Origin of the sequence: Clostridium putrefaciens (assembly GCF_900461105.1) — a bacterium.
In the GTDB taxonomy this organism is placed as follows: Bacteria; Bacillota; Clostridia; order Clostridiales; family Clostridiaceae; genus Clostridium_L; species Clostridium_L putrefaciens.
Window position 1 is genome coordinate 1,590,131 of sequence record NZ_UFWZ01000001.1, and the last position, 14,767, is coordinate 1,604,897.

At 30.1% G+C, this 14,767-nt stretch carries 12 protein-coding genes and 3 pseudogenes; 2 read left to right on the forward strand and 13 right to left on the reverse strand.

All coding sequences use genetic code 11. The annotated features are described in order from the left end of the window. Positions 1-54: 54 nt before the first annotated feature. The 6 genes from DY168_RS06895 to DY168_RS06920 form a co-directional block, all read right to left on the reverse strand. Positions 55-1,962: an acyl-CoA dehydrogenase family protein gene (locus DY168_RS06895; RefSeq protein WP_115641096.1), complete on the reverse strand. Its 1,908-nt coding sequence runs from the start codon at positions 1,960-1,962 to the stop codon at positions 55-57. Between the two features lie 243 nt (positions 1,963-2,205). Further along, positions 2,206-2,664 (reverse strand): hypothetical protein, encoded by a 459-nt coding sequence (locus tag DY168_RS06900; protein ID WP_115641097.1) that lies wholly within the window; start codon positions 2,662-2,664, stop codon positions 2,206-2,208. Positions 2,665-2,677: 13 nt separating this feature from the next. Next, the gene (locus DY168_RS06905; protein WP_115641098.1) at positions 2,678-4,306 is read right to left on the reverse strand and encodes a DEAD/DEAH box helicase; all 1,629 of its coding nucleotides are present in this window, start codon (positions 4,304-4,306) and stop codon (positions 2,678-2,680) included. Continuing rightward, positions 4,306-5,634 (reverse strand): ATP-binding protein, encoded by a 1,329-nt coding sequence (locus DY168_RS06910; RefSeq protein WP_115641099.1) that lies wholly within the window; start codon positions 5,632-5,634, stop codon positions 4,306-4,308. The genes DY168_RS06905 and DY168_RS06910 overlap by 1 nt, the downstream gene beginning before the upstream one ends. Beyond that, complete coding sequence (locus DY168_RS06915; RefSeq protein ID WP_115641100.1) at positions 5,624-5,998, reverse strand: tellurite resistance TerB C-terminal domain-containing protein; 375 nt, start codon at positions 5,996-5,998, stop codon at positions 5,624-5,626. The genes DY168_RS06910 and DY168_RS06915 overlap by 11 nt, the downstream gene beginning before the upstream one ends. Before the next feature lie 6 nt (positions 5,999-6,004). Next, entirely contained in the window at positions 6,005-7,723 is a 1,719-nt protein-coding gene (locus tag DY168_RS06920; RefSeq protein ID WP_115641101.1) for a TM2 domain-containing protein, read from the reverse strand. Positions 7,724-8,262: 539 nt separating this feature from the next. On the opposite strand from DY168_RS06920, the pseudogene DY168_RS06925 reads away from it, so the two are divergent. Further along, positions 8,263-8,406: pseudogene (locus DY168_RS06925) on the forward strand (AAA family ATPase); the annotation flags it as partial. A gap of 211 nt (positions 8,407-8,617) precedes the next feature. Continuing rightward, complete coding sequence (locus tag DY168_RS06930; RefSeq protein WP_115641102.1) at positions 8,618-8,992, forward strand: protein adenylyltransferase SelO family protein; 375 nt, start codon at positions 8,618-8,620, stop codon at positions 8,990-8,992. Between the two features lie 273 nt (positions 8,993-9,265). Here the strand turns inward: DY168_RS06930 and DY168_RS06935 are convergent, their stop codons facing one another. The 7 genes and pseudogenes from DY168_RS06935 to DY168_RS06960 form a co-directional block, all read right to left on the reverse strand. Beyond that, a complete protein-coding gene (locus tag DY168_RS06935; RefSeq protein ID WP_115641103.1) occupies positions 9,266-9,988 on the reverse strand; it encodes a Fic family protein in 723 nt (240 codons plus the stop codon). A 181-nt stretch (positions 9,989-10,169) separates the two neighbouring features. Beyond that, positions 10,170-10,733: pseudogene (locus DY168_RS06940) on the reverse strand (flavodoxin domain-containing protein); the annotation flags it as partial. A 169-nt stretch (positions 10,734-10,902) separates the two neighbouring features. Continuing rightward, positions 10,903-12,153: a transposase gene (locus DY168_RS15010; protein WP_115641104.1), complete on the reverse strand. Its 1,251-nt coding sequence runs from the start codon at positions 12,151-12,153 to the stop codon at positions 10,903-10,905. Positions 12,154-12,304: 151 nt separating this feature from the next. After that, positions 12,305-12,451: a transposase gene (locus DY168_RS06950; protein ID WP_115641105.1), complete on the reverse strand. Its 147-nt coding sequence runs from the start codon at positions 12,449-12,451 to the stop codon at positions 12,305-12,307. A 107-nt stretch (positions 12,452-12,558) separates the two neighbouring features. Then, positions 12,559-13,029 (reverse strand): pantetheine-phosphate adenylyltransferase, encoded by a 471-nt coding sequence (coaD, locus tag DY168_RS06955; RefSeq protein ID WP_115641106.1) that lies wholly within the window; start codon positions 13,027-13,029, stop codon positions 12,559-12,561. Positions 13,030-13,220: 191 nt separating this feature from the next. Next, positions 13,221-13,720, reverse strand: a pseudogene (locus tag DY168_RS15250) (IS30 family transposase); the annotation flags it as partial. Positions 13,721-14,083: 363 nt separating this feature from the next. Continuing rightward, positions 14,084-14,488, reverse strand: a complete 405-nt coding sequence (locus DY168_RS06960; protein WP_147291417.1) for a hypothetical protein — start codon at positions 14,486-14,488, stop codon at positions 14,084-14,086. Between the last annotated feature and the right edge of the window lie 279 nt (positions 14,489-14,767).

Sequence of the window (14,767 nt, forward strand, 5' to 3'; positions counted from 1 at the left end):
AATTAAATCCTCCTTCTCTCTAAAGCACATTATTATGTTTACTTATAATAATAATTAAGCTTCTATAAACATATTTTTTTCTTCACCACAATCAGGGCAAGTCCAATCTTCAGGTATCTTTTCAAATAATGTTCCTGGAATTATTTCACCTTCAGCATCACCCACATTAGGATTGTATTCATACCCACATCCCTTGCAAACATGATGTTTTAATGTTGAATTTACTTTGTTTTGAACCTGTCTTTTCATCTTCTTCATTGGTGGAGCTTCTTTTTTTGCTTCCCCATTATCTAAAGCAGCTGTGAGCAATGGTAGAACCTCCATCAAGTCTCCAACAATACCATAATCCGCATTCTTAAAAATTTTCGCATTAGAGTCTATATTTATAGCTACAATTGTAGATGCATCCTTTATACCTTTCAAATGTTGGCCTGCACCTGAAATTCCGCAAGCAATGTAAAGATTCCCTTTAAACTTTTGACCTGACATACCAACATAACGATTTAATGGTACATATTTAAGGGTCTCAGCTACAGGACGAGAAGAACCTATGGCAGCGCCAGCTTGCACTGCTAGCTTTTCTATAAACTTCATATTTTCTTTTTCCCCTATACCAAGGCCTACACTTACTACTCTTTCAGCCTTACTTATAGGAGTATCAAGAGGTATTCCAATGGTAAAGTCATAACCATCTTCCTTAAGAGCCTTAATAAGAGCGTCAACTGATTCTTTTTGAGTTTTTTCCTTGAATATCACTTGCTTACGATAACCCGTAGCAGGTACCTTTTTAGAAGATCTACTTGTATCTTCATTTTTTGGTATCTTACCTATTATATGAGATGATATAACTAGACGCTGAATCTCATTAGTTCCTTCGTATATTGTACAAATTTTAGCATCCCTATAAGCCCTCTCAACTTCCATACCCTTTAAATAACCGCTTCCCCCAAATATTTGAAGAGCATCGTTAACGATTTCAAGGCAAACATCAGAGGCATATTGCTTTGCCATAGCTGCTTCCATACTATAATGCTCATGATTTTGTTTCATCTCTGCTGCACTATAAATAAGAAGTCTTGCTGCCCTAAGCTTTGTAGCCATATCCGCTAGCTTAAAAGCGATGATTTGCTGCTGACAAATAGGCTTACCAAATTGAATTCTTTCTTTTGAGTACTCTAGTGCATTTTCATATGCACCTTGTGCTATACCAAGAGCTTGAGCTGCAATACCAATACGTCCACCATCTAAAGTAGCCATAGCAATCTTAAAACCGTCTCCTTCTTTACCTAGCAAGTTTTCCTTAGGGACCTTAACTTGGTTAAATATAAGCTCTGCAGTGGCAGAAGAACGAATACCCATTTTGTCGTAATGTTTGCCAAAGGTAAAGCCTTCAAAGTCCTTCTCTACAATAAACGCACTAATACCACGAGTGCCTATATCTGGTGTGGTAATTGCAAAAACAATATAAGTTTCAGCCTCACCTGCATTAGTAATGAAGATTTTTTCACCATTTAATATGTAATAATCTCCTTCTAAAACAGCAGTAGTTTCAGTACCCCCAGCATCACTTCCAGCATTTTCTTCAGTAAGACCAAAGGCTCCAATCTTCTCTCCCTTTGCCATTGGAACTAAGTACTTCTTTTTTTGTTCCTCTGTTCCGTAAGCAGACACTGGGTATGCACCTAAAGATGTATGAGCTGAAAGAATTACACCTGTACCACCATCAACTCTTGACAATTCCTCAACAGCAATTGCATAACTGATTATATCAAGTCCGGCTCCACCGTACTCTTCACCATAAGGAATTCCCATCATCCCAATATCAGCTAACTTATGAATAGCTTCTGATGGAAATTTATTTTCCTGATCTAACATAAATGCAATAGGTTTGATCTCTGCTTCAGCAAAGGCTCTAACCTTCATCCTTAGCTCTTCATGTTCTAAAGTAGTTTTAAAAAACATATTTATACCCCCTTTTAATCAATACATTTTAATTAATATATTGTATGAAATTTGATATCTTATGAATTCTATAATGTGTTTAGGCTTACACTTATTATAGGCCTTAAATCTTTGTATTTCAACTTTAACCAAACTTCTAAGTTCATAAATTAAATTTAATTATCCTTCTCAATTAATCAACGTCATCATCAACAATTAAGATTTTAATTTCATCCCTTAAATCCCTTACATATATCATTCCTCTTATAAAATTCCTAAATATGCTTTTGTTCCTTCTAAACCTAATTTGTTCTTAATAATATATTTGATTTTTAAATCATCTGGTAATAAGTTTCTATATTTATTATCGGATAAATATAGCTCTACTATTTCTGGACTATCTTTTAAATATCTAAATATTACTTCTTCATTAAAACTTCTTTCTATTACCCTATTTATATCTTCCTTTATATTACACCCACTTATAAAAGTCGTCCTATCATCTAGTTTGTAATTTCCACCTTTCCCTAAGATATTAAGTAAAAGTTGCAAAGTTCTATTTATCTTTGTACTTTGAAATGTCCTAAGTCCAATTTTATCATTCTCTTCTGTCCATTGAAATTTTTCATATCTTAAATTTTCTTTAGAAAGTTTTAATAAAACCTTTTTTATATTATCGCTATAATCGATCCAATAACTTCGATCTTCTAATATAGTTTTCATTCTAGATCTTATTTCATTGGTTATGTTCCCACCCCCCCCCTGAAAACATAGGTGGATTACCATCTACAGCTCTCATTACATATATCTTTTTACTCACTAATTCTATATCTTTTATCTTCCAAATCTGGGCTGACAAAAATATATTTACTCCTATTTGTACAGTAGGTGATAGAGGAATCTCTCCTATTTTTTTATAATCATTGTAAAGAGAAAAATTATTTTCTGTTTCAAAATGAGTAAAAAAATCACTTCCCTTTAATAGTCTTTCTGTTTCTATACCTGTTATAGCTTCTGTTTCTAATATCTCTATATAATTTCTTTCTATCAAATATCCTAATAATTCTAAGTACTCATCATCTTCTATACCATGCCAGCATTTAAAATTCTTATTTATATCTTTTACATCTTCAAAGGGCATCCCTGTATTTTCTAAAAGAATAGATATTATTTGATGAGCAAAAACATCATAAGGCTTTATTATAGGATCAAATCTATCTATCACACCATCTTCATAAAGAGATATTGCCGCTAATCCTTGCAATAAAGACCATTCATCTGTAGCTATAAAATGTAATATATTTTTTCTTGTAGTCCTACCACTTCTTCCTAGTCTCTGCCCCAAACTTGCTACAGAATGTGGAGCATTATATTGAACTATACTATCTACTGAGCCTATATCTATTCCTAATTCCAAAGTAGATGTGCAACATATAGTGAATAATTCTCCTTTGCTACTTTTTGCAAATTTCTCTGCTGTTAATCGCATATCCTTACTCACAGAAGAATGATGAGCAAAATACCTAGTATCAGAACCTCTCTTCTTTCCTAGTCTACCAAGACCTACAGCCAATCTTTCTACTTCACCTCTTGAACTTGGAAATACTAACATAGATTCTCTTTGAGAATAGTCATAAATTTCTTCTAATGCTTCTTTTGAGTCTTTCTTTATATTTGATTCATAGTAACTTTTAGTAGCTTCCAAAGAGTTCTTGTTACTATCCAATAATACATCTGTCACTCTATCACTTATAAAAAAGTTTTTTACTTCTTTATAATCTTCTCTATTTAAAGTAGCCGACATACCTATAAATCTAGGATCCTTTTCCATACATACTTTTATTCTTTCTATAAGAGATCTTAATTGTACACCTCTATTATTTTCTAGAAAGCCGTGTATCTCATCTACTATTATCCATTCTGTTCCCTTAAATAACTCTTTTGCTTCTCCTGGTCTTAAAGCTAACATGGCTTCTATAGACTCTGGAGTTATCAAAAGTATTCCCCTAGGTTGCTTCAATAGTTTGTTTTTATCCGTTCTAGATGCTTCTCCATGCCAACTTGTTACAGGTATATCTATATAATCGCACAGTTTTAATATTCTCTTAAATTGATCATTTATAAGGGCTATTAAAGGAGATATATAAATAATTTTAAGGCCGGAATTCCAATCCTTTATAGAATTTATCGTTGGCAAAAACGCCGCTTCTGTTTTACCAGAAGCAGTAGGCGCTGCTAATATTAAATTATGATCTGTATTAGAAATACGTTTTATTGAGGCTTCTTGTATACCTCTCAAAGCATCCCAACCTTCATCATATATATATCTACGTATTTCTCTTTGTAATAAGTTAAAACTACTCATTATAAAACCTCTATTTCATCATCTTTATCATCTTCATCCTTAGTTATAGGCATAGGTTCTCTACCAAACTTTATATGAATTATATTATCAATACTCTCATTTGAATTTTGTCTTATTAAATCCAGAATTTCCAGATAATCTTTGATTACTGCACGCGGAGTCAAAAATTCATCTGATCCAGGTCTATTCAATTGCTCTTCCATATACATCTTTATATGTTCTGTTGTCATAGATATCTCTTGTCTATAATGAATATTATGTATATTGTTTAAGTTTTCTAGTAATGTATATATCTCTTCTACGCTTAAAGGTTTTAATGGTAGAACAGTTCTATTCGTATTTAGTAATTTTGAATCTATACCCTCTTCTGTTCCTAACCTTCCTTTTAATGCTCCATAGCTAGACATACCACGATACTCGTCAAATATAGTTTTTCTTGTTGCTCCAAAATTCACATATAGTCCTCTTGCTATATTGGATTTACATTCATTAAATATATTTAACACTCTTTCATAATTCCTTTCTCTAGTTCTAGCCAGAGGTAACTTATATAAATTAACAGCTTCATCAAAATTCACTACAAAACCCGAATATCCTATATCCGAAAATAGTTCTGCTAAGTTTTTAATAGCATCATACCAGTTATCATCATTTATTATCTTTTCAATTCCCAACTCTCTTTTAGCCTCAGTTTTAGTATCTATATCTCCTCGAATCCATCTTAAAGCCTTTAACCTCAATACTCTATTATCCCCTACTACTCCTTCATAATATTTTGCAATAGCTTCTCCTAATTCATAAGAGAGACCAACTGAGTTAAAAGAACTAGTAACATTTAATATCTCTTTCTCTATAAGTTCTTTATTATCTAAGGTAAATAACTCAGCCATAGATATATTATCTCTTTCAGAAACATTCATAATAATTCTATTTATCCATTCTTCTAATATCGTGTCTATAGCATTACCAACTTGGGAAGTTTGCACAATTATATTATCTACTATCTCACTATACAAAGCTCTAGCCTTTCCATCAGAAGCATAAAACCTTCTTGTAGGAGTTAAATCCACTGTAGAAACAACAAAGTTCTTCTGTACAGCAATAGACTGTATAGTTCTAAGCATAAAACTCTTACCACTACCAAAATCCCCTACCCAGAATCTTATATCACTTCCACCTTCAATTATAGAATCCAAAATAGAAATAACTTCTTGAACTTCTTCATTTCTTCCTACCAATAGATGTTGAATTCCCCTCCTAGGTACTATTCCTCCTTCCAAAGCTTTTATAATATTGTCTGCTTCCTTTAGGTTAACTCTATTCTTCATTAATTACCAACTCCTTTACCATATCTACATAAAAATCATCTATCTTTATATAATTACCTTCAATTATAATCGTCTGATCCTGAATATATTCATAAAGCTTTTGATTTACATCACTTATAAAAGCATTTAGTAAGGTACCATTATCCATAGCTATCTTTTTACCCTCTTCTACATTTATAAAACCTTTATCTAATACTAGTTTCAAAAACTCTGCATATTTAAATTCCAATTTATCGTCATCTTTTCTTTCTATAATTTCTTCTACAACATCTATTTTGGGATCCTCTTCTTCATCTCCTATATATTCCTTAATTATATCTACTGTTTCATTAAGTTCTTTCTTTGAATCTTTTACTTTATCCATATCTAGTTATATCTTCTTTCTAATTGGCTTTTTTAACTCTAATAATCTATCCAAAAGCTCTAATGACAACACTTCTTTAAATTGAACTATACTTTTATATACTGAGATATTACTTGAATGAATAATATACTCAAGTAATTTAATATTTTTTTGATTTAAGTTTTCTTCCTTCCCTATTCCATACAAGCATAGCAATAATAGTTTTTCATCTTTTGTCTTCTCAATGATTTCCTTTGCCATTCTTATAAAATTTTCATCTTCCCTATAATCAATTAACTTATCTATTCTCTTATGATCATCCTCAATTAATACCTCCTCTACTTTAAGTCTCCAATCACTAGAGTCATTCTCCAACATATCCTTTAGTATCTCTTTTAAATTTTCATCTGTCATATTCTTCTTGTATTCTATAGTCTTATTATTTATATCTTCTACAAGTTCGCTTGGTAAATATTTATTAATATTATTCTTTTCCTTGCTCAAATTTAAAATCTGTGTATTTGGCATTACTTCTCTTATTTCATTCTCCGAGACTTTTATTAAAGAAGCTAAGATATTTCCATTTTCATAATCTGAAAAATACTCATATCCTCCATTTCTTATCTTTTCTAAAATATCCTTATTATTATCTTTCCATTCTAAATCTTTTTTAAAACTATTCAATATAGTCTTCCATATCTTTAAATATAACTCTATAATTTCTTTTTTCACTTTATATAGTTCCCATACTTTAGTACTTCTTAGAGGTGTTACTCTTAGAATATTTAACTCATCTTTGTTAAATTCTCTCTCTAACCTAAGGCTTCCATCTTTATCCCACCACTCTATTGGTAATCCAGTTTTTGTTAAATTGAAATATTTAAGTGTTTCACTATTTGGAAATGATATATTTTCTTCTAATTCTTTAGCCTTATTAAATACTTTATCTTTTAGTTTATTCCCTAAATGTTCTTCCAACATTCTATAAGAAGACTCTTGATTATGATAACTATAATTTCCACTATAAGTTTTGGTTACATGACCTTCTGATATACAATAAATTGTATAAAAAATATTATTATAATATCCATTATCTATTTCTATTCTTCTTGCTTCCTTATTTAGAGAACTGCTATCACTTTTCAATTCCTTATCTATAAAGTTGCACAGGTTTTCATATAGATTTAGAGTTTCTTCCTTTACTTGATATACTTTCATTATACTTCTGTCGTAATATATATTTAGTTTTTTAATCCAATTGCCTTTAAATATATTACCAGATTCATTTTCCTTAATTATCTTACTAGGCTCTATTTTAGATATTTCAATTATTTCTAGTTCATCTGCATCTTCTTTTTCACTTGTTTTAACTTTTTCATCTTTTATCTTTATCCTATCCTTTTCCCCATAACTTACACTTTCCAATTCTTCTATGCTTATATCCTTTTTAGTTTTAATATTTGTAATTTTCTCTTTCAATAAAACTAAACCGCTAAATATATAAACCATTCCCTCTATAATAGATATAAACATTAAAATAACTGCTAGGTTACCTGCACCAAATTCTAGAGAACCTATGGATATCATGAAAAAAATAATTCCTGTCAGTTTTCTTTTCAAATAAAATCTATGCACTCCAAACATTCCTAAAACAATTGATAATACTCCTGCTATAAAAGGTTTTTTATCAATTTCCTTAAATTCCATTGTGCTTATAAAATAACTTGTTCTTCTGTTACATTTCATAAATTATATGAACCTCCTCAAAAAATGGCCTCTTAATATCTATAACTCTTTCCTATTAAATTACAGCTATTTTAGATAACAACTCTTAGCCTTTCAATCTTTTCCACTTACGAATCTTACCTCAAAATGTCTTAAAAGGAGCTATACTATTAATATAAATTGATCTAGTGATAGGCCAAATTGCTTTATCTCCTGTCAACTTTCTATATCCTTACTTAAATGAGCTATTCTCACTCTTCTGCCTACTAAAATTATACTCTACCGTATACATCCAATGCAACTTTTAATCCCAAAACTACCTTCATAATGTAACAATACTAGTTACGCCATCATCGTACCCTCCCATTTCTAACAACCATTTTGGGAGTTTTACTTCTCTTTATTAAACTATATTACTATCTTTTATGGTAGAATAATTGAGTATGATATTATTAATATAAGTCTTTATTTGTATAATAAAATTTCATTCAAAATACATTATTCCACTTATAGATGGTAAAATTAAATAAGTAGAATAAAGTTAGGAGTGTGAATACAACATGAAGAGAATACCCTATGGTATTTCTAATTTTGAAGTTTTAAGGGAAAAGGATTATCTATATGTGGATAAAACATCCTATATAGAAATTTTAGATAACTATGCCCCTTATCAATTCTTCATAAGACCAAGAAGATTTGGCAAAAAAGATATTTATACTGTAGAGATATAACTGTAAAAACATTATACCTAATGACGTTATAGCTATTATAATTGGTAAAATATCTTTATCCGCTTCCGCTATTAATAAAATAGTTGCCCACTTTTACTTGACTCAAACTTCTAAGTTCATAAAGTAGATTTCATTAGCCTTCTGTGATATAATTTTATTACTACTATAAAAGGAGTTGTTACTAATGGAAAATAAAATTTATGATTTACTTGAAAAAATGTACGCAGACTTTAATGAGCGTTTTATAGGCTTAGAAAAAACTACTTCTGAAATAAAATCTCAAGTAAATAATAACTCCTTAATACTTGAAAAAATCCAAACTGATATTAAAACTCTTGCAGAAGTTCAATCATCTTTTTCAGAACAACTTGACAGAGCTAAAGATAAAGATGGTAAAACTCTAGGTGAAAGACTAGATGTTATTGAACTTGCTATCACTAATACTTCAAAATCTATAAATGATGTTATAGATGCTATTGATGTTATTAAAGACACTACTGGATCTCATGAAATGGATATTAAAATTCTTAAAAGAATTAGAGCTAACCATTCTTTGTAAGACACTTAAATAGGTGTCTTTTTTATTTACCAGAAACCACTTCACTTTCTCACCTTTTCAAGTAGTTGTAATAGAATAAAACGCTGGATACTAAATCAGCTAAAATAACAGCTATGGATATAATTTACCACCATAGTTCATGTATAAATCATATCTTCTTCATCTTAAGTATAAATAAATAAATAAAAAGGTGAAGACTTTAATTCTCCACCTTTTAATTCATATGAATCCATCTCTTTTATTTTATAAGCATCTTAAAAACACATCTAATTGTTATATATATTTTAAATATATATCCAAGGTTTTATCTAATTCCTCAATGACTAAAGTAATAAAATCTTTACTATTATTCGTAGTATGTGCCTTATCTAATGCACTATAATATTTTAGTCTATTTTCTGCTTTGATTATTATAGGTGGATAACCATTTTTCATAAGTTCTAAATTCAAGAGTAATCTTGAAGTTCTTCCATTTCCATCAATAAACGGATGTATTCCAACAAAAATTATATGTAGCATAGCTGCCTTTTCTACAGGATGCATTTCTATACGATCATTATACCATTTAATTAAATTTTCCATTTGTTCTTTAATTAAAAAAGACTCTGGTGGAGTATGCTTTGCCCCTGAAATTATAACTTGTTGATCTCTATAATTTCCTGCATAATTATCATCAATTCCTTTTAATATAAGTCTATGAATATTTTTCATTTGCCATTCTGTAAGTGGCTCTTGATTCTTAACTATTTCTTCTACATATAAAATTGCATCTCTATGATTTATAACTTCTAAATGCTCTTTTAAAGTTTTTCCCCCTACAGTTATTCCCTCTAAAACCACTTTAGTTTCTAATATGGTTAATGTATTTCCTTCAATTGCATTAGAATTGTATGTCCACTCTAAAAGCAAGTTTTCTCTTATGCTTTTTAAGGTGTACGCTGGAAGAGGCCTTTTATTATCCAACAACTTCTTTTTTCTATCTATTTCTCTAAACATAAAATCCCCCTTCAAATTTAATTGTCTATAGAAATTGTATAGCAGTTAACTGCAAATTACCATACAATTTTATTTTTATTATTTTATTCACTTTTAATATTAATAGCCATATCAATGCATAAAAAAGACCAGCTTAGGAATTCTCTCCATGAGCTGGCCTAAATTTAGGTCTTTTCTAAAATTACTTTATTGACTGTATAATACTATCAGCAAGATCATTCATTGAATCTATGTCATGTTCTTTCATTGTGGAGTTAATTGACATCTCATTATCTAAAATAGTCATTTCTTTCATCCCATCTAAATGTTCACGCATAAGCTTTCCAGATTTAGGTGCCCATGAGCCATTTTCTATGATAGCTACGTTACGTTTTTGAAGATTTAATGCCTTCATATCCATTATATAATCTAGCATTGGTGGATAAATATTTAAGTTGTAGGTTACAGATGCAAGAACCAAGTTGCTATATTTGAATGTATCAGAAATCAAATATGAAACATGAGTTTTTGAAACATCATACATAACAACATTAGTCATTCCTTTTTCTACAAGCCTTGTTGCTAAGTTATAAGCTGCAGATTCTGTATTACCATACATTGTTCCATAAACTATCATTCCACCTTTTTCCTCTGGTTCATAAAGGCTCCATTTGTTATATTTATCAAGCAAATATTCTAAATCGTCACGCCACACAGGACCATGTAATGGGCATATAATCTTAATGTCAAGACTACTAGCCTTCTTTCAGAGATTTCGCATTAAAATCCCAGTGAAAATTTTACTCTTACTATAATTGTCACCTATTACATTCATTAAGATATATGGGAATGCAACAGGCAGATAGGTCGCAAAATGGCTATAAATTCCCCCTCCCCAAAGTATCTTCAAAATTAATTTGCAATTATTAAACTAGTTAAGTAGTATCGAAGATAGGATTTATCAAATCTTGTACTAATAGCATCTCATCCCTTAAATCCTCAATTATATTTATCTGCAACATCCTTTTTCTTCTAAACCCTCTAATGCACCGAAAAAAATATAATTGCATTAAGTTAAAGGCTATTACTATAAACATAAGCACTGTTTCTACGCCTGTTGGACTATGAAGAAAGCAATGATCTAAATGCCACTCCGTTTTTAACTGATGAAACGCATTATTTTCAATATCCCATCTTTTATGCATTATCTTCCACAAAGTTTCTACTGAAGTAAATTTGTATGTAGTTATAATCCATGATTCTTTGATTTCTACTTTATCTTTTTTATGTACTTCTTCTATAAACTTTATAAATCTTACTTTTATCTCTGAATTAGACATTTCAAAATTATCTTCATCCCAGGCTTTTATTTTTATATAGTTGTTACTTTTTCTATTCACAACCCACTTTTTATTTGGCTCCCTGCACTTGAATAAAGCTAATGCATCTTTGACAATATGAAGTCTTTCATCTTTAACTCGTACTACTGCATTCATTCCAATTGATAGCACTTCTTTAATCCAAGTGGATTTACAATATAGAGCGTCAGCGACTATGATATCTGCAAAATGATGAAATTCTTTATATAGCCTATTGATTAGGCGTTTCCCTCCGGTAGTTTCACCTTCATCCTTATTTGATCCATCTGTTTTAGGTTCAAGCATTTCCTGTCCTAAAATAAGGTTCGGATCAGAGCCTACAGTTGAACATACTACTGACCTGTGAAAATAATGAGTAACTCCACCATTGTGAACTCGGCTAAGACATTTATCACAACACTTTTTGGTGCTTTCAAATAATTCTACACCATCTATTGCTACTACCTTTAAACCATCCATAGTACCAGTTCTAAAGACTCTATTTTTTACCGCAGTTTTTATTATTTGATTGTGCATATTATTTAAACCTTCTAAGTCAAAGTCGCTTAATGAGCGCCTAACGGTATCAATACGTGGCACTTTAGTTTTCTTAGGTAGCAACTTTTTAAATTTATTTTTTTCAAGTAAGTGTTCTAATCTATTGAAACTTCTTATTTGAAGTATAAACCCAAATAATACCACAAAGGAGATTGTTGAAACTTTTGCAGAAAATTTTATTCTTTTATCCTTTAAGGTATTGATTTTTTTGCCTATATGATATACCTTATTAATATAGGTGAGCATTTGTTTTAAATAATTTGTGTTCATTTTATCAGCATCCTTTTATTTTAAGTTTCTAGTTAAAACTATTATAAAAAGGATGCTTTTATTATGCAAGTTTTTCCCTTATAAATTCCAGCAAAAATCGGAATGAACACATTTCTTAATAACTACTCATAAAACATTATAAATCAACGGGCTATCGCCCTAAAAAATTTTCAAGTGCTAAACTTCTGGTTGATTTTGAAATACCATGTTTTCTTGAAACTAATGAAACATTCCCAACTTCCTTTACCTCATTTATTATTGATTCTTTCAATTCTTTTGTATAACTTCTACCTCTCATAAGTTACCTCCAATCACTTTTTATATCATATAATTTGTAAGTAATTGTCTAAGTATGCTTGGCGGCTTAAGAGAATAGAACCAAATTCTTAGGGATCTCACTTCAACTCAGATATACTTTATTATATCTATTACAGGGGAAGGAAGATACTCTGATACATCTTTACCATACTTGTGAAGCTCCATTACTAAAGTAGAACTTATATAATCTAAATTACCTGATCTAATATATATAGTTTTCATTCCCAACATTTCATTTATTTTAGCTAAGCTCTCTTCATGCTGATAATCAAATCCACTTCTAATTCCTCTAATAAGATAATCAGCATTCTCCTTATAAGCTAAATCGACAACCAAGCCTTCACACTTAGTAACAACTACTTTTTCTGAAAGATACATTCTCTTAAAAGTAGTTTGCATTGCTTCTAACATTCTTTGAGAATCAGTTCTTCGCCTTTTATCTGGATTATCTCCAATCGCAACTATTATTTTATCAAAAATACATATAGCTTCTTTCACTATATGAAGATGGCCATTTGTGAATGGATCAAAAGACCCCGAGTATATCGCTATTTTCATACAATATTCCTTCCTTAATTATCTATTATTTGATCTGGCTATAAAGTCATATAATATCTTTTTAATATTTATATGTAATTATACCAGTTTTACTAAGTTGTAATTTGTATTATATCAACATCTTTTATATAAAATCCTTTATAATATAGATTACAATATAAAATGTCCAAGATTTAGAGAAAAATATAATGTTAAGCTAGTATATATTTTTTCATGGACATATTAAACCAAATACCACTTAAAATCTTTCTTGGATAATTATTGATCCAGTTCTGTATGTTCATAATCTTCTTCGCAAAAAACATTGAAATATCTACACCCTTTGGAATAAACCTTCTTATAATCTTATTTATATTTTCATTTACGCCTCATTTCCAGGAGCTATAGGGATGGGCATAATACACTTTTATTCTCTTTCCCTTGTTTCTTGCAGAATTTTCAATGCCATGAAAATCAAGGTTTTCTCAACCATTAATCGTATGTTATTATTTTAAATATTTAGTAAAATGACTTTTCCATTTTACGTTCTAGTTTATCCAGTATATGGACAACTGCTGCCTGTGATTTGGAAAATAAGCTCCCTACGAAGCACTCTTTTACTTAAGACCAGTAACACAGTCTTTGTACCACGCTTTCCTACTACAGTATCCATCTCCCAGTGCCCTACTTCTTTTGGTCTTTCAGATATGCTTATTTATTTTATATTGTTATATACCTGCGTTTGAGTCAAGTAAAAGTGGGCAACTATTTTATTTAACCTATTATCCATTATTTTACATGGGGTATTTATAATTTACCCTACCCATTTTTATTCTTAATTGTAACTAAAACTTCCAAATCCTTTTAATCCACAAAGTTTTTGTATTACTTTTCTTCCCAAGGTAACCGCGGCTCCACTATAAGGAATAGGCGCGGTATGTATCTTATATTCTTTAGATTTCGTACCCTTTTTATTAACCGCGGAAGCGGATAAAGGTATTTCACGAATTACAGTATCTATAACGCCCTTCGGGTGCCGTAGGCATAGTTATATTGTCTCTTAATTTATATGGAACTAGCCCTCTTTATTATGCACAAAATAGTCATATAGCTCTGTAAGCTTTTTAAAAACAACCTCATCTTTATTATTTTCTATCATCATGTTAACAATTACTTCTAATCCTTCATCAACTTTACCTTGCCTAAATAATTTCAATAAGACTTTCTGTTCTTTTTTATCACTTACTTTTCTAATAAATGCTTGGCTTATATGAAATGGAGCCAACTCAAAGTGTATGTCTTGATCTTCACAACTTGCTTTTATCCACTTTGCACCATTTTCAAGTTCAAACTGATAGATACGTCTTGAATATTCAACATCCCATATAATCGTTCTTAAACAAGTCTTTTTAAGTCCCTTATTTCTATATACTTTAATATCTCTTTCTTTAAGTAGCTTTTCATCTAAAGTTTCCAACACATTTTTAAAACACTGCAGTCTTCATCACAAACCATCTTATAAATTTTTTCTCTATCTCCTTGAAAGTTAAGCCGTTTTCATTTAAACTAACATTATACATAAATTAGGCTCCATTCAGTTTTGTGTTTGCAACTTAATTATAATGGATAATTTATGTACTTGGAACATGCTTTTCCATCTCCTTTTATTTATATAGTTTTTTATACCAATTCTGCCTATTAAAATTATACTCTAACCTTCAATTAGGTCCGATTTCATTTTTAATATGAAAATTCGATT